The sequence below is a fragment of the Pseudomonas sp. W15Feb9B genome (assembly GCF_000828175.1).
Taxonomy (GTDB): domain Bacteria; phylum Pseudomonadota; class Gammaproteobacteria; order Pseudomonadales; family Pseudomonadaceae; genus Aquipseudomonas; species Aquipseudomonas parakoreensis.
This window is the reverse complement of record NZ_JTKF01000018.1, coordinates 94,693-110,335: the sequence shown is the minus strand read 5'-3', so window position 1 is coordinate 110,335 and position 15,643 is coordinate 94,693. Positions and strand designations below refer to the sequence as shown.

The 15,643-nt window shown below is 60.3% G+C and carries 13 protein-coding genes; 5 read left to right on the top strand and 8 right to left on the bottom strand.

Annotation, left to right across the window (positions count from 1 at the left end; all coding sequences use genetic code 11):
- Window positions 1-5 precede the first annotated feature (5 nt).
- The 4 genes from OC71_RS10750 to OC71_RS10735 all read left to right on the top strand — a co-directional run bounded on the left by OC71_RS10750 (window position 6) and on the right by OC71_RS10735 (window position 6,602).
- Window positions 6-1,070, top strand: coding sequence for an imelysin family protein (locus OC71_RS10750; protein ID WP_041068415.1), 1,065 nt, complete (start codon window positions 6-8; stop codon window positions 1,068-1,070).
- A gap of 14 nt (window positions 1,071-1,084) precedes the next feature.
- Window positions 1,085-2,185, top strand: coding sequence for a DUF1513 domain-containing protein (locus OC71_RS10745; RefSeq protein ID WP_041068413.1), 1,101 nt, complete (start codon window positions 1,085-1,087; stop codon window positions 2,183-2,185).
- Window positions 2,186-2,410: 225 nt separating this feature from the next.
- A complete protein-coding gene (locus OC71_RS10740; RefSeq protein WP_041068411.1) occupies window positions 2,411-3,559 on the top strand; it encodes an efflux RND transporter periplasmic adaptor subunit in 1,149 nt (382 codons plus the stop codon).
- A gap of 13 nt (window positions 3,560-3,572) precedes the next feature.
- The gene (locus OC71_RS10735; RefSeq protein WP_041068409.1) at window positions 3,573-6,602 is read left to right on the top strand and encodes a multidrug efflux RND transporter permease subunit; all 3,030 of its coding nucleotides are present in this window, start codon (window positions 3,573-3,575) and stop codon (window positions 6,600-6,602) included.
- A gap of 184 nt (window positions 6,603-6,786) precedes the next feature.
- Here the strand turns inward: OC71_RS10735 and OC71_RS10730 are convergent, their stop codons facing one another.
- The 5 genes from OC71_RS10730 to colR all read right to left on the bottom strand — a co-directional run bounded on the left by OC71_RS10730 (window position 6,787) and on the right by colR (window position 10,502).
- A complete protein-coding gene (locus OC71_RS10730) occupies window positions 6,787-7,014 on the bottom strand; it encodes a hypothetical protein (protein ID WP_041068407.1) in 228 nt (75 codons plus the stop codon).
- Window positions 7,015-7,016: 2 nt separating this feature from the next.
- The gene (locus tag OC71_RS10725; protein WP_041068405.1) at window positions 7,017-7,730 is read right to left on the bottom strand and encodes a lipopolysaccharide kinase InaA family protein; all 714 of its coding nucleotides are present in this window, start codon (window positions 7,728-7,730) and stop codon (window positions 7,017-7,019) included.
- A gap of 4 nt (window positions 7,731-7,734) precedes the next feature.
- Complete coding sequence (locus tag OC71_RS10720) at window positions 7,735-8,403, bottom strand: class I SAM-dependent methyltransferase (RefSeq protein ID WP_041068703.1); 669 nt, start codon at window positions 8,401-8,403, stop codon at window positions 7,735-7,737.
- 151 nt (window positions 8,404-8,554) lie between these two features.
- Window positions 8,555-9,829 carry a HAMP domain-containing sensor histidine kinase gene (locus tag OC71_RS10715; protein ID WP_041068403.1) on the bottom strand — a complete coding sequence of 425 codons (1,275 nt, stop codon included), beginning with the start codon at window positions 9,827-9,829 and terminating at the stop codon, window positions 8,555-8,557.
- The gene (gene colR, locus OC71_RS10710) at window positions 9,819-10,502 is read right to left on the bottom strand and encodes a two-component system response regulator ColR (RefSeq protein WP_041068401.1); all 684 of its coding nucleotides are present in this window, start codon (window positions 10,500-10,502) and stop codon (window positions 9,819-9,821) included. Before colR ends, OC71_RS10715 begins: the two co-directional genes overlap by 11 nt.
- A 201-nt stretch (window positions 10,503-10,703) precedes the next feature.
- Here colR and OC71_RS10705 point away from each other — a divergent pair, with 201 nt between their 5' ends.
- Window positions 10,704-12,653 carry an LTA synthase family protein gene (locus tag OC71_RS10705; RefSeq protein WP_041068398.1) on the top strand — a complete coding sequence of 650 codons (1,950 nt, stop codon included), beginning with the start codon at window positions 10,704-10,706 and terminating at the stop codon, window positions 12,651-12,653.
- Between the two features lie 217 nt (window positions 12,654-12,870).
- Here OC71_RS10705 and groL read toward each other — a convergent pair whose 3' ends face one another.
- The 3 genes from groL to OC71_RS10690 form a co-directional block, all read right to left on the bottom strand.
- A complete protein-coding gene (groL, locus tag OC71_RS10700) occupies window positions 12,871-14,517 on the bottom strand; it encodes a chaperonin GroEL (RefSeq protein ID WP_041068396.1) in 1,647 nt (548 codons plus the stop codon).
- Window positions 14,518-14,567: 50 nt separating this feature from the next.
- Window positions 14,568-14,861 (bottom strand): co-chaperone GroES, encoded by a 294-nt coding sequence (locus OC71_RS10695; protein WP_003227685.1) that lies wholly within the window; start codon window positions 14,859-14,861, stop codon window positions 14,568-14,570.
- A 258-nt stretch (window positions 14,862-15,119) separates the two neighbouring features.
- Window positions 15,120-15,596 (bottom strand): FxsA family protein, encoded by a 477-nt coding sequence (locus tag OC71_RS10690; protein ID WP_041068394.1) that lies wholly within the window; start codon window positions 15,594-15,596, stop codon window positions 15,120-15,122.
- Window positions 15,597-15,643 lie beyond the last annotated feature (47 nt).

The following is a 15,643-nucleotide window of genomic DNA, read 5'->3' as shown; positions in this document are numbered from 1 at the left end:
CCGACATGTTCCGTCCCAAGTTGTTGTTCACCAGCCTTGCCGCACTTGCTCTTGGCGCCTGCTCGCCGCAGGACCCGCAAGCAGTCACGTCGGCGGCCATCGCCAAATCGGTGATCCTGCCGACCTACACCCGTTGGGTCGAAGCCGACAAGCAACTGGCGGTCAGCGCCCTCGCCTACTGCCAAGGCAAGGAAACCCTGGAAACCGCCCGCGCCGACTTCCTGCATGCGCAGAAAGCCTGGGCCGAGCTGCAACCGTTGCTGATCGGGCCACTGGCCGAGGGCAACCGTTCGTGGCAGGTGCAATTCTGGCCGGACAAGAAGAACCTGGTCGGCCGTCAGGTCGAGCAACTGGTCACCGCCCAGCCGCAGATCGACGCCGCCGCACTGGCCAAATCCAGCGTGGTGGTACAGGGCCTGTCGGCGTACGAGTACATCCTTTTCGATGAAAAGCCGGACGTCGCCAACGCCGAGCAGAAAGCCAAGTACTGCCCGTTGCTGATCGCCATCGGCGAGCGCCAGAAGCAACTGGCAGAAGAGATTCTGCAGAGCTGGAACAACACCGACGGCATGCTCGCGCAGATGAGCAAGTTCCCCAACCAGCGCTACGCCGACTCGCACGAAGCGATCGCCGATCTGCTGCGTGTGCAGGTCACCGCCCTCGACACCCTGAAGAAAAAACTCGGCACGCCAATGGGCCGTCAGAGCAAAGGCGTGCCGCAGCCGTTCCAGGCTGATGCCTGGCGCAGCCAGTCGTCGCTGACCGCGCTGGAAGCCAGCCTCGCTGCAGCCAAAACCGTCTGGGAAGGCGTCGACAACAAAGGCCTGCGCGGTCTGCTGCCGGCCGAGCAGAAACCGTTGGCGGACAAGATCGACGCCGCTTACGCCGCGTCGCTGAAACTGTTCGACAGCACGCAGCGCTCGCTGACCGAAATGCTCCAGGACGACGCCGGTCGTCAACAACTCAACGATCTCTACGACAGCCTCAACGTCGTCCATCGCCTGCACGAAGGCGAACTGGCCAAGGCGCTGGGCATCCAACTGGGCTTCAACGCCAACGACGGTGACTGATGAGGGCAAGTGCCATGCTGCGACGCCAGGCTCTGACTTTAGGTAGTTTGCTGCTGGGAGCAGTGACACTGGGCGGCTGGACGCTGTTCAAGCGCAAGGATCAGAGCCCGCTGTTGCTCTCGGCGCGCGATGACACCGACGGCAAGCATTACGCCGTCGGTTATCGGCTGGACGGTACGCGAGTGTTCGCCACCGAAGTCGGCCAGCGTTGTCACGACATCATCAACCACCCGACGCTGCCGATCGCGCTGTTCGTCGCCCGCCGCCCGGGCACCGAGAGCTACCTGATCGACCTGCGCGACGGGACCTTGCTGCAAACCGTGACCTCGCAGCCGAACCGGCATTTCTACGGCCACGCCGTGGTGCACAAGGACGGCGAATACCTGTACGCCACCGAGAACGACACCACTGATCCGGGGCGTGGCCTGCTCGGGGTGTACAAGTTCGAAGGCGAGCGGCTGGTGCACAGCGGCGAGATTTCCACCCATGGCCTCGGCCCGCATCAGGTGTCGTGGATGCCCGATGGCGAAACCCTGGTGGTGGCCAACGGCGGGATCCGCACCGAGGCCGAAAGCCGCGTCGACATGAACCTCAACGCCATGGAACCGAGCCTGGTGCTGATGCAGCGCGACGGCACGCTGCTGAGCAAGGAAACCCTTTCCCAGCAGATGAACAGCGTGCGCCACCTGGGCATTGCCAGCGACGGCACCATCGTCGCCGGCCAGCAGTTCATGGGCGCCTCGCATGAGCGTTCCGAGCTGTTGGCGATCAAGCGTCCGGGCCAGCCTTTCGTGGCATTCCCGGTGCCGGAGCATCAGTTGCAGTCGATGGGGCATTACACCGCCAGCGTTGCGGTGCACAGTGAACTGCGTCTGGTGGCGTTGACCGCACCGCGCGGCAACCGCTTCTTCATCTGGGACCTGGACAGCGGCGAAGTGCGCCTCGACGCGCCGCTGCCCGATTGCGCCGGCGTCGGTGCGGTGCAGGACGGCTTCGTCGTGACCTCGGGTCAGGGCCGTTGCCGTTACTACGATTGCCGCCAGGATCAACTGCTGGCCAAACCGCTGGAATTGCCGGCGGGGCTCTGGGATAACCATCTTCATCTGATGGCCTGAATCAACGCTGTAACTGTGGCGAGGGAGCTTGCTCCCGCTGGGGCGCGAAGCGGCCCCGCTTTTTAACTCAAAAGCATGGGACTGCTGCGCAGTCCAGCGGGAGCAAGCTCCCTCGCCACAGGGGTTTTATTCGTCCTCACTGTAATAACTGGCAGTTGGAATCCCCACCTGACTCGGGGTAATGTGCCCGCCTGTCTCACCTGATTTATCCAAGGAACTGGAAAAATGCTGCGTCGCCGCATGCTGATCATGTTGGGTGTTGTCTTGCTGGTCGTCCTGGTATTGGGCGGGTACAAAGCCTTTTCGATCTACACCATGATCCAGGGCTTTGCCAAACCGAAACCGCCGATCAGCGTCGCCGTGGCCCGCGCTACCGAACAGCCGTGGCAGATGCGTTTGCCCACCGTCGGTTCGCTCAAGGCCTTGCAAGGCGTCGAGCTGAGTCTGGAAGTCGCCGGCACCGTCACTGAACTCAAATTCGAATCCGGACAGAAGGTCAAGGCCGGGCAGCCACTGCTGCAGCTCGACAGTGCCGTCGAAGCCGCCCTGCTGGAAACCGCCAAGGCTGACCTGGGCCTGGCGCAACTGGATTTCGGCCGTGGCAGCCAGTTGATCGACAGCCGGGCCATCTCCAAAGGTGAATACGACCGGCTCTCGGCGGTGCTGCAAAAGGAGCGGGCCACGGTCAATCAGCTCAATGCAGCACTGGCGAAAAAGCGCATCGTCGCGCCGTTCAGCGGCACCATCGGGATTCGCCAGGTCGACATCGGCGACTACCTCGCCAGCGGCACTAAAATCGCCACCCTGCAGGATCTGAGCAGCCTCTACGCCGACTTCTATGTGCCGGAGCAATCGGTGCCAAAACTGGCTATCGGCCAACCGGTGCAGATCGGTGTCGCGGCCTATCCCGGACAGACCTTCCCCGGCGCCATCAGCGCGATCAACCCGATTGTCGAGAGCACCACGCGCAATATTCTGGTGCGCGCGACCCTGGCCAACCCCGACGGCAAGTTGCTGCCGGGCATGTTTGCCAGCCTCGACGTGCTGCTGCCCGATCCACAGCAACACATCGTGGTGCCGGAAAGCGCGATCACCTACACCCTCTACGGCAACTCGCTGTATGTGGTCGGGCAACAGAAGGCCGAGGATGGCAGCGTGATCAAGGACGACCAGGGCCAGCCGGTGCTGATCGCCGAACGCCGTTTCATCGAGACCGGTGAACGCCGCGATGGCCTGGTAATGATCAACAAGGGCGTGCAGAGCGGTGAACAAGTGGTGACCGCCGGCCAGATCAAACTGGACAACGGCGCACACATTGCCATCAGCGACGACAAGACCCTCGGCGAGCAGAACAGTCCGCCCCGCGCCGACTGATCAAGGAATCCCCATGGCTTTTACCGATCCGTTCATCCGCCGCCCGGTGCTCGCCACCGTGGTCAGCCTGCTGATTGTGCTGCTGGGTTTCCAGGCCTGGAGCAAACTGCCGCTGCGCCAATACCCGCAAATGGAAAACGCCCTGATCACGGTGACCACCGCCTACCCCGGGGCGAACGCCGAGACCATTCAGGGCTACATCACCCAACCGATGCAGCAAAGCCTGGCCAGCGCCGAAGGCATCGACTACATGACCTCGGTCAGCCGTCAGAACTTCTCGGTGATCTCGATCTACGCGCGCATCGGTTCCAACACCGACCGTTTGTTCACCGAACTGCTGGCCAAGGCCAACGAGGTGAAGAACAAACTGCCGCAAGACGCCGAAGACCCGGTGTTGAGCAAGGAATCAGCCGACGCCTCGGCGCTGATGTACATCAGTTTCTTCAGCAAGGACTTGAGCAACCCGCAGATCACCGACTACCTGTCGCGGGTGATCCAGCCGAAACTGGCGACCCTGCCGGGCATGGCCGAAGCGGAGATTCTCGGTAATCAGGTATTCGCCATGCGCCTGTGGCTCGACCCGGTGAAGCTCGCCGGTTTCGGCCTCAGCGCCAGCGATGTGACCAACGCCGTGCGCCAGTACAACTTCCTCTCCGCCGCCGGCGAGGTGAAGGGCGAATACGTGGTGACCAGCATCAACGCCAACACCGAACTGAAATCCGCCGAAGCCTTCGCGGCGATTCCGCTCAAGGTCAGTGGCGACAGCCGCGTGCTGCTCAGTGACGTGGCGCGGGTCGAGATGGGCGCGGAAAACTACGATTCGATCAGCTCGTTCGGCGGCACGCCGTCGGTGTACATCGGCATCAAGGCCACACCCGGCGCCAACCCGCTGGACGTGATCCGCGAAGTGCGCAAGCTGATGCCGGAGCTGGAAGCGCAGCTGCCGCCCAACCTCAAGAGCGAGATTGCCTACGACGCCACGCTGTTTATTCAGGCCTCGATCGATGAAGTGGTGAAAACCCTGTTCGAAGCGGTGCTGATCGTCATCGTGGTGGTGTTCCTGTTCCTCGGCGCGTTGCGCTCGGTGGTGATCCCGGTGGTGACCATCCCGCTGTCGATGATCGGCGTGATGTTCTTCATGCAGATGATGGGCTACTCGATCAACCTGCTGACCCTGCTGGCAATGGTGCTGGCCATCGGTCTGGTGGTGGACGACGCGATCGTGGTGGTGGAGAACATCCACCGGCATATCGAGGAAGGCAAGACGCCGCTGGAGGCCGCACTGGAAGGCGCACGGGAAATCGCCATGCCGGTGGTGTCGATGACCATCACCCTGGCGGCGGTGTATGCGCCGATCGGCTTCCTCACCGGACTGACCGGGGCCTTGTTCAAGGAGTTCGCCCTGACCCTGGCCGGTGCCGTGGTGATTTCCGGGATTGTCGCCCTGACCCTGTCGCCGATGATGTGCGCCCTGCTGTTGCGCCACGAAGAAAACCCCAGTGGCCTGGCGCACCGCCTCGACCGCATTTTCGACAGCCTCAAACGCCGCTACCAGAGCATGCTCCACGGCACCTTGAACACGCGGCCGGTGGTGCTGGTGTTCGCAGTGATCGTGCTGTGCCTGATCCCGGTGTTTCTCAAGTTCACCAAGTCGGAACTGGCACCGGATGAGGATCAGGGCATCATCTTCATGATGGCCACGGCCCCCCAGCCGACCAACCTCGATTACCTGAGCACCTACACCGACGAATTCATCAAGATCTTCAAGGAGTTTCCGGAGTACTACTCCTCGTTCCAGATCAACGGCTACAACGGCGTGCAGGCGGGCATCGGTGGCTTCCTGCTCAAGCCGTGGAACGAGCGCAGCCGCACGCAGATGCAGATCCTGCCCGAGGTGCAAGGCAAACTGGCGAGTATCCCCGGCCTGCAGATTTTCGGTTTCAACCTGCCCTCCCTGCCTGGCACCGGCGAAGGTTTGCCGTTCGAGTTTGTGGTCAACACGGCCAACGACTACGAGTTGCTGTTGCAAGTCGCTGACCGGATCAAGAAACGCGCCATGGCGTCCGGCAAGTTCGCCTTCGTCGACCTCGACCTGGCATTCGACAAACCGGAAGTGGTGGTCGATATCGACCGTGCCAAAGCCGCGCAGATGGGCGTGTCGATGCTCGACCTGGGCGGCACCCTGGCGACGCTGCTGGGTGAGGCGGAAATCAACCGTTTCACCATCGAAGGCCGCAGTTACAAGGTGATTGCCCAGGTCGAGCGACCGTACCGCGAAAACCCCGGCTGGCTGAACAACTACTACGTGAAGAACACCCAGGGCGAGCTGCTGCCGCTGTCGACGCTGATCAAGGTCAGCGACCGGGCGCGACCGCGCCAGCTCAACCAGTTCCAGCAACTCAACGCGGCGAAGATTTCCGGATTCCCGCTGGTCAGCATGGGCGAGGCCATCGACACCGTGCTGCAGATCGCCCGCGAAGAAGCGCCGGCGGGTTTCGCTTTCGACTATGGTGGCGCCTCGCGCCAGTACGTGCAGGAAGGCAGCGCCCTGTGGGTAACCTTCGCCCTCGCGTTGGCGATTATTTTCCTGGTGCTGGCGGCGCAGTTCGAAAGCTTCCGCGACCCGTTGGTGATTCTGGTGACGGTGCCGCTGTCGATCTGTGGTGCGTTGATTCCGCTGTTCCTTGGCTGGTCGAGCATGAACATCTACACCCAGGTCGGTCTGGTGACATTGATCGGGTTGATCAGCAAGCACGGGATCCTGATCGTCGAATTCGCCAACCAGTTACGCAAGGACAAAGGCCTGACCGCGCGCGAAGCGGTCGAGGAAGCCGCGGCAATCCGCTTGCGCCCGGTGTTGATGACCACGGCGGCGATGGTGTTCGGCATGGTGCCGTTGATTCTGGCGACCGGTGCCGGTGCGGTGAGCCGGTTTGATATCGGCATGGTGATTGCCACGGGGATGTCGATCGGCACCTTGTTTACCCTGTTCGTTTTGCCATGCATCTACACCCTGCTGGCCAAACCTGATCCAAAGCCATGACCTGACCCCTGTAGGAGCTGCCGAAGGTTCGGGCCGCGTTCGGACGATCTTTTGATTTTGTTTTTAAAAGCCGAGATCAAGATCAAAAGATCGCAGCCTTCGGCAGCTCCTACACAGGGGATTTTCATTCATGCATAAAAAAGGCCTCGCATCTGCGAGGCCTTTCATTTTGGCTTCAATCGGTTCAACTCTGTGGCCTCATCCCTTGAGAAAGTCCGAACATGAACAACAACAGATCATGGTCGGGTTTAGTCGCCACGGTGGCTTTCGCCACCCGTGGTACTGCGCAGTGAGCATCGCCGGTAGTGGCACCGATCACCTGCATGCGGGGCTGCTCCCAGGCCGCCACCGCCAATGAAGCAACTGCCAAGGCTCCAACCAAAAACAAACCTCGTGCAATTTCGAGTTTCATCGCTATAAACCTTTGATAGCGCTGCCAAACGCCGTCTCATAAAAGTAGACGAGTTTTTTCCAGTCCGTGTCGCTGAACGACGAATGGCGACGCAATTGCTTCATGTCATGGGAGGCCGCGCGATAAGCGGTCAGACGCTGGCGGCATTTTTCCAGATCGATCAATGCCACCTCGACCTGCGCCGCGTCGCCCTCACCGGTCACCCGTACAAATACGTGTTTGATGTAGATACAGCTGTGCTGCCAGCGGCCCTTGTGCATGCGCGCGAGGTTTTCTGCCAGGTCCTTGAGCACGCGCTCGTAGACGGCTTCGCCGTATTGCGCACGACCACCGGCGGCTTCCCACTTTTCAAGTTCGTCGAAGCCGTCCAGTGACTTGGTCACCAACAGCGCACGCCACTTGTATTGCGGATCGGGCTGCGCGCCGCAGAAGACGATTTGCGGGACGCGGACGCCGAGACGGCTGACGCCGGTCAGCGCATCCAGCTCGCGCAAGACCGTCGGACGGCCGAAAGGATGCAACCAGCTGCGATAGATATGTCCGGTCTGGCGCTTGGCATACAGTAACTGGCCGTCACGGCCCACGACCCGTTGCACACCACTTTCCCCGCCACGGCGTACGTTGGGCTCTTCCACCCATTCACCGCGCTGGTTCCAGTAGTAATCGAAGCGATCCTGGGGAGCGACTTCCGTTTCTGCTGCTATTTGCACCACCATCCTGTTACCTCTTGCGTAATACGTAAACCCGCCACATGGCATAGAGCGGGATAAAATCGAGTTGTTCCTGAATGCGAAAACCTGCTTCTTCGAATTCTTTTTCAACTGTCACAGCCGGTAACACAAACCGGTTCTGGTAACCTTCCTGCCCGCGACGCCGCTCGGCGCGCTTGCGTTTCCAGGCCTTGAAATTACCGTCCACCCACAACGAAATGATGACGCTATCACGGGTGACGCGCTCGAACTCGCGCAGAATCGCCCGCCGGTGCTCGGCTTCACCGATGTGATGCAGCAACCGCATGCAGAAAATGCTGTCGACGGCGTTATCGGGCAAAGCAATGTCGAACGCTGACGTGTGCAAAGGCTGTACCCGTTTCACGACGTCAGCCGGTTGCGATTGCATCGCGGTCTTGATCATCGACTCGGAATTGTCCGCACCAATGATCACCCGGTTGGGTTTTTCCGCCAGCAACGGCCAGAAACGCCCTGCACCGCACGGCAGATCCAGAACCAGCCCCGGCTCGCCGGCCAGCGTCAACGCCTTGCGGGCCAACTGCTCGTCCCGCCAGTGAGACAACCGACGACCTAGACCGTCCTGATGCTTGCGCAAATATTTTTGTGCATGCTGGTCATCATACTTTTCGGAAAAATCGAGCTTGATCGGTCTGCTCATCATGGGGGCTCCTGATTGACTGATACCCTTACCATAGGTAGTGGCATGTCAGCGTCAGGTCGTCCCTATGTGAAAATTACGTCAGGTAAACCGACAAATTATTACAGGGTTTTACACGCGAAAAGCAATAGCGCGGGGCCATCAACGATCTTCAGCGCTTGCCCAGCGTGACCTCGAAGCGGCAACCATTAGGCTCCATGGTGCTCAATGTCACCTCCCAGCCCTGGTTTTCACAGATTCGCTGCACCAGTGACAAGCCCAGCCCCAAGCCTTCACCGCGCTTTTCATTGCCACGCACGAAGGGCTGGAACATGGCTTCGCGTTTTTCCTCGGGAATACCCACACCCGAGTCTTCGACAACGAAACCGTTGTCGTTGAGTGTCAGGCGAATGAATCCATGTTCGGTGTAGTGACAGGCATTGCGCAGCAGATTGCCCATGACTGCGCTGAGCAGGGTGGCATTGAAGCAGGTGTCCGGCGGGTTGCCCGACTCGTACATCAGTCGCAGCCCTTTCGACTCGATCGGTTCACGCCAGATACCCAGCAGTCCGTCAGCCACCTGGGCAAGGGTCTGCTGCGGCGCGGAACCGGCGTCTTCCCGCTGAGCGCGGGCGAGCATCAAGAAGGTCTGCACCAGTTCGCGCATTTCCTCGCTGGCTCGGGCAATTCGCTCGACCTGGGCCCGACCGCGCTGATCCAGCCCCGGGTTTTCCAGAAGCAGCTCGCAGGAACTGGCCAACACCATCAACGGCGTACGCAGTTCGTGGCTGACATCGCTGGTGAACAGCCGCTCGCGGGTCAGCGCCTGCCGCAGACGCCCGAGCGTGGCATCGAACGCCACCGCCAGTTCGCCGACTTCGTCAGCCGCATAATCCGGCGCCAGAGGCGGCGCCAGCCCCAGCAATTGATCGCGGTGGCGCACTTGCCGCGCCAGGCGCACCACTGGCGCCATGACCTTGCGCGCCAACACCCAGCCGAGAAACACCGCCAGCGCCAGACTGAGCACAAAACCCACCAGCACCACGGCAAACAGCACGCGTTCACGCTCTTCGAAATCGCTTTGATCCTGCAGCAGGACATAACGACGGCCGTCGACGATCTCGACCATCGCGTGATAAGACAACTGCTCGCGGAACACTTCGTGGAAGCCCGCATCAAGGTGACGCAGATCCTTGGGCAGCTCGAAATCGCCTGGCCCACCGCTGAAATAGAACAACTGATCCGGTTCCGGGCGATGGCTCCAGTCCGAGACGTTGTCCATCAGCAACAGACGTTGCAGGTCGCCGCCCAGCCCCGCCGAAATCAGTTTTTCCTCCACCAGGTGCACGGTCGCCACAATACCCATGGCGAAGGCCCCGGCCACCAGCGCACTCATCAGCGCAAAGGCGATGATGATCCGCTGTGAAAGGCTTTGCTTAAACTCCATCACGCCCCTCGGCCAGGCGGTAACCCACGCCGTGCACGGTTTGCAGCAACGGTTTGGCGAAGGGCTTGTCGATCACCTGACGCAATTGATGGACATGGCTGCGCAGGCTGTCGCTGTCCGGGCAGTCATCGCCCCACAGCGCTTCTTCGAGAATTTCCCGCCGTAGGACGTGAGGGCTCTTCTGCATCAACACCGCCAGCAGTTTGAGGCCGACCGGGTTGAGCTTGAGCAGCTTGCCCTCGCGGGTCACTTCCAGGGTGTCGAGGTCGTAGCTCAGGTCACCGACCTGCAGCGCACGGCGTCCGCCACCCTGAGTCCGGCGCATGACGGCCTCGACGCGCGCCGCCAGTTCGGACAGGGCAAACGGCTTGACCAGGTAATCGTCGGCCCCGGACTTGAAGCCCTGCAGACGATCGTCCAGTTGATCGCGGGCGGTGAGCATGATCACCGGCGTGTCGCGCCGCGCGTCTTCACGCAGGCGCTTGCACAGGGTGTAGCCATCGATCCCGGGCAACATGATGTCGAGCACAATCAGGTCGTAATGCTCGGTGGCCGCCAGATGCAAGCCCGACAAACCGTCCTGGGCGCAATCGACGGTATAGCCTTTGAGCCCCAGGTAATCGGCCAGATTGGCCAGGATATCGCGGTTGTCTTCGACCAATAGAATTCGCATTGGCATTTCCTCCGTACAGTAACGGCCGTCTTGGCCCGCGCAGCTTAAGGCCTACGCCGGTTCAGGGCTAGGGCCGGCATACGCGCAAGTCCATTTGCCCGGACAAATTAAATAATTAACAAAGTTTTCACTATCGATTCACAACCTGATTACAGTGACGCCGCGACACTCGCGCGCCATTGATATAAGGAAAACGAGACAATGGACTCTTTCAAGACAGCGCCCATGCGCTTTCTGCTGCTGATCACCGGCGCCTGGCTGGTCATTTTTCTCCTGACGCGAGCAGTCCTGCTGCTGACTCACCTGGATGAGGCCGGTGGCCTCGCCCTTTCCGTGTTCGGCATCGGTGCGCTGTATGACCTGGGGTTCCTTGCCTACGCGGCACTGCCAATGGGCCTGTACCTGCTGCTCTGCCCGCCGGGCCTGTGGCGTCGTCGCGGACATCGCGGATTCCTGCGCGTCCTGCTGACGATCAGCCTGTTCGCCATGTTGTTCGTGGCGGTGGCCGAATGGCTGTTCTGGGACGAGTTCGGCGTACGCTTCAACTTCATCGCCGTCGATTACCTGGTGTACTCCGACGAAGTGCTGAACAACGTCCTCGAATCCTACCCGATCGGCAAACTGCTGAGCCTCCTCGCCGTATTGGCCGTTGTCATCAGTTTCGCTTTGCGCAAGCCGTTCAATGCCGCCATGAATGCTCCGCTGCCAGCGCTGCGCGGACGTCTGCTCAGTGCCTTGGGCCTGTTGATCGTCGCGGGCCTTAGCCTGCAACTGCTCAGCCAGGACGCCCCTCGTGCCCAGGGCGGCAACGCCTACCAGAACGAACTGGCCAGCAACGGTCCGTATCAGTTCTTCGCCGCGTTCCGTAACAATGAACTGGACTACACCCAGTTCTACAAAAGCCTGCCGGCGGAAAAAGTCGCCAGCCAGATCCGTTCCGAGCTGAGTGAAAGCGACGCGCGCTTCATTGGCAAAGATCCACAGGACATCCGCCGGGTGATCGACAACCCGGGCACCCCGCGCAAGCCGAACATCGTGCTGGTGACCATCGAAAGCCTGAGCGCCAAGTACCTGGGCAGCAACGGCGACGGGCGCAACCTGACGCCGAACCTCGACGCCTTGCGCAAGCAGAGTCTGTACTTCAATAACTTCTACGCCACCGGCACCCGCACCGACCGCGGTCTGGAAGCCATCACCCTGGCCATCCCGCCAACGCCGGGCCGCTCGATCGTCAAGCGCATCGGTCGTGAGAGCGGTTTCGCCAGCCTTGGCCAACAGCTCAGCGCCGTAGGTTACGACAGTGTGTTCGTTTACGGCGGACGCGGTTACTTCGACAACATGAACGCGTTCTTCAGCGGCAACGGCTATCGCGTCGTCGATCAGAGCAGCGTCGATGAAGCCGAAATCCACTTCAAAAACGCCTGGGGCATGGCCGACGAAGATCTGTATCGCCAGACCCTGAAACTGGCGGACGCCGACTACGCCAAACAGCAGCCGTTTCTGCTGCAACTGATGACCACCTCAAACCATCGCCCTTACACCTACCCGGACAACCGCATCGACATCAAGTCCGGAAACGGCCGCGATGGCGCGGTGAAGTACACCGACTATGCGATTGGCCAGTTCCTCGAGCAGGCGCGGCAGAAACCGTGGTTCGACAATACGATCTTCATTTTCGTCGCTGACCACACTGCAGGCAGTGCCGGTAAAGAAGACTTGCCGATCACCAACTATCAGATCCCGCTGTTCATCTACGCGCCGAAAATGATCGAGGCTCGCGAAAGCGCGCAACTGGCCAGCCAGATCGATCTGGCCCCGACGCTGCTGGGCTTGCTGAACCTGGATTACACCTCGACGTTCTTCGGCCGCAACCTGTTGCAGGACAACCCGCTGCCACCGCGCGTGGTGGTCGGCAACTATCAACATCTGGGCCTGTTCGATGGCAAGGATCTGGCGATCCTCAGTCCGCGCCAGGGCTTGCGCCGGCATGACGATGCGTTGACCGAGAGCCGTGAATCGCGGGTCAGCAGTGACGACCCGCTGATTACCCGCGCGATCACCTATTACCAGACCGCCAGTTATGGCTTCAAACAGCAGTTGCTGAGCTGGAAGCCTGTGAAAGAAGAGGCTCCGCAGGTCAGTGATCGTTAACTGAAGATGGACGTTGTTGTGTCAGTCAGCCTCTGTGTTGACTGACATGACGCCATCGCTGGCGAGCCAGCTCCCACAAGGATTGCGCTAAACCTGTGGGAGCTGGCTTGCCAGCGATGGGCGCACCTCGGTATAGCGCCAACGACAAATCGAAGGCAATAAAAAACCCCGCCTGCTCATCGCAGGCGGGGTTTTTCGTTACAGGGGTAAGGCTGGCTTACATCATGCCGCCCATGCCACCCATGCCGCCCATGTCTGGCATACCGCCGCCAGCCGAGCCTTCTTTCTTCGGTGCATCAGCAACAGCTGCTTCGGTGGTCAGGATCAGACCGCCGATCGAGGCTGCAGCTTGCAGAGCGGAACGGGTGACCTTGGTTGGGTCCAGGATGCCCATTTCGATCATGTCGCCGTATTCGCCAGAAGCAGCGTTGTAACCGAAGTTACCTTTGCCGTTCTTCACTTCGTTGACCACTACGCTTGGCTCGTCACCGGAGTTGGCAGCGATCTGGCGCAGCGGCGCTTCAACAGCGCGACGCAGCACAGCGATACCGACGTTCTGGTCAGCGTTGTCGCCGGTCAGTTCGGTCAGGGCTTCCAGAGCACGGATCAGCGCAACGCCACCGCCAGGTACCACGCCTTCTTCAACGGCTGCACGGGTTGCGTGCAGGGCGTCTTCAACGCGGGCCTTCTTCTCTTTCATTTCAACTTCGGAACCAGCGCCAACCTTGATCACTGCAACGCCGCCGGACAGTTTGGCCAGACGCTCTTGCAGTTTTTCACGGTCGTAGTCCGAGGAAGTTTCGGCAACCTGAGCACGGATCTGAGCGATACGCGCCTGGATGTCGGCTTCAACGCCAGCACCGTCAACGATGATGGTGTTTTCCTTGGACAGGGTCACACGCTTGGCGTTACCCAGGTGCTCCAGGGTGGTGCTTTCCAGGCTCAGGCCGATCTCTTCGGAGATCACGGTACCGCCAGTCAGAACGGCGATGTCCTGCAGCATGGCCTTGCGACGGTCGCCGAAGCCTGGAGCCTTGACGGCTGCAACCTTGACGATGCCACGCATGTTGTTCACAACCAGAGTCGCCAGGGCTTCGCCTTCAACGTCTTCGGCAACGATCAGCAGTGGACGGCCGGCTTTGGCAACGGCTTCCAGCACTGGCAGCATTTCGCGGATGTTCGAGATCTTCTTGTCGACCAGCAGGATCAGCGGGCCGTCGAGCTCGGCCACCATGGTGTCCGGCTTGTTGACGAAGTACGGGGACAGGTAGCCACGGTCGAACTGCATGCCTTCTACAACCGACAGTTCGTTTTCCAGGCCCGAGCCTTCTTCAACGGTGATCACGCCTTCTTTACCGACCTTTTCCATGGCTTCGGCAATGATGTCGCCGATGGAGTTGTCGGAGTTGGCGGAGATGGTGCCGACCTGAGCGATTGCCTTGGTGTCAGCGCATGGCTTGGACAGGGCTTTCAGCTCTTTGACGATGGCGATGGTGGCTTTATCGATACCGCGCTTCAGGTCCATCGGGTTCATGCCGGCAGCGACGGCTTTCAGGCCTTCGTTGACGATCGACTGAGCCAGAACGGTCGCGGTGGTAGTACCGTCACCAGCGTCATCGTTGGCACGGGAGGCAACGTCTTTGACCAGCTGCGCGCCCATGTTTTCGAAGCGATCTTCGAGTTCGATTTCCTTGGCGACGGATACGCCGTCCTTGGTGATGGTCGGAGCGCCGAAGCTCTTCTCGAGGATCACGTTACGGCCTTTCGGGCCCAGGGTCGCTTTTACCGCGTCAGCCAGAACGTTGACGCCTTTGAGCATCTTGGAGCGGGCGGCATCGCCGAACTTAACTTCTTTAGCAGCCATGATCGATATTCCTTAAATACTTTGTAGTAACGGGAAAATGAGCGGGGAAATCAGCCTTCCAGTACAGCGAGAATCTCGTTCTCAGCCATTACCAGCAGGTCTTCGCCGTCGACTTTCACAGTGTTGCTGCCGGAGTAAGGACCGAACACAACCTTGTCGCCGACTTTAACGGCCAGCGCACGCACTTCACCGTTTTCCAGAGTCTTGCCTGGGCCTGCAGCGACGATCACACCGTGGTTGGCTTTTTCAGCAGCCGAACCTGGCAGGACGATACCGCCAGCGGTTTTCTTTTCTTCTTCGCTGCGACGGATGACGACGCGGTCATGCAGAGGACGAAGCTTCATTGTCGATCTCTCCTAATTGTGGTTTTCATCGGCCGGTGTAGTCCCGGCGGGTTTAACAAATCCGGCCTGCGCCGGTTGCGGTTCGTCGAGCAAACCGCGGAAGTCTGTCCGGCTTGAATGCCGGAAACCTTTCGGTGACCGATACATAAGGGCGCATAAGCTTATTACAAGGGCGGGGACAGAAATTTTTTCATCATGTGCCCCTTGAATGCCGCGCATAAAGAAACGGCACCCGAAGGTGCCGTGTCGATGCAGGGGTTACTGGCTGTCGCGATGTTCGAACTCGCCTTCGATCACATCACCCTCGCGGCCCAGAGGCTGGCGCGGTGCAGGACCGCCACGGGGTTGCAGGTCGTCGGCGAAGGCCCGCTGACGCATCGCCTGTTCTTCGGCGCGCTGACGCATTTTATTGGCCAGCAGGCGACGGGTGAACGGCAGCAGCATCACCAGACCGACCACGTCGCTGATGAAGCCCGGCAGGATCAACAGGCCACCGGCCAAGGCGAGCATCAGGCCTTCAAGCATGGTCTGTGCGGGCAACTCACCGCGATTCAGGCTTTCACGGGCACGCAGTGCCGTGGCCAGACCGGCGACGCGCAGTACGAACACACCGAACATCGAGCCGAGAATGATCAGCAGCAGGGCCGGGAAAAACCCGATCGCCCCTGCCACTTTGACGAATACGAACAGCTCCAGCACCGGAAACAGCAGAAAGAGCAACAAAAAAGGGCGCATCAAAGATTCCTCAACGCAAGAAATGCCTTGCAGTAAGCCTTAGATGA

Bases quoted from the DNA above. Each gene is read 5' to 3' on its own strand.
- OC71_RS10720 (WP_041068703.1), bottom strand. From the start codon at position 8,403: ATGAGCAGACCGATCAAGCTCGATTTTTCCGAAAAGTATGATGACCAG.
- groL (WP_041068396.1), bottom strand. From the start codon at position 14,517: ATGGCTGCTAAAGAAGTTAAGTTCGGCGATGCCGCCCGCTCCAAGATG.
- OC71_RS10735 (WP_041068409.1), top strand. From the start codon at position 3,573: ATGGCTTTTACCGATCCGTTCATCCGCCGCCCGGTGCTCGCCACCGTG.
- OC71_RS10750 (WP_041068415.1), top strand. From the start codon at position 6: ATGTTCCGTCCCAAGTTGTTGTTCACCAGCCTTGCCGCACTTGCTCTT.
- OC71_RS10715 (WP_041068403.1), bottom strand. From the start codon at position 9,829: ATGGAGTTTAAGCAAAGCCTTTCACAGCGGATCATCATCGCCTTTGCG.
- OC71_RS10745 (WP_041068413.1), top strand. From the start codon at position 1,085: ATGCTGCGACGCCAGGCTCTGACTTTAGGTAGTTTGCTGCTGGGAGCA.
- OC71_RS10725 (WP_041068405.1), bottom strand. From the start codon at position 7,730: ATGGTGGTGCAAATAGCAGCAGAAACGGAAGTCGCTCCCCAGGATCGC.
- OC71_RS10740 (WP_041068411.1), top strand. From the start codon at position 2,411: ATGCTGCGTCGCCGCATGCTGATCATGTTGGGTGTTGTCTTGCTGGTC.
- colR (WP_041068401.1), bottom strand. From the start codon at position 10,502: ATGCGAATTCTATTGGTCGAAGACAACCGCGATATCCTGGCCAATCTG.
- OC71_RS10730 (WP_041068407.1), bottom strand. From the start codon at position 7,014: ATGAAACTCGAAATTGCACGAGGTTTGTTTTTGGTTGGAGCCTTGGCA.
- OC71_RS10695 (WP_003227685.1), bottom strand. From the start codon at position 14,861: ATGAAGCTTCGTCCTCTGCATGACCGCGTCGTCATCCGTCGCAGCGAA.
- OC71_RS10690 (WP_041068394.1), bottom strand. From the start codon at position 15,596: ATGCGCCCTTTTTTGTTGCTCTTTCTGCTGTTTCCGGTGCTGGAGCTG.
- OC71_RS10705 (WP_041068398.1), top strand. From the start codon at position 10,704: ATGGACTCTTTCAAGACAGCGCCCATGCGCTTTCTGCTGCTGATCACC.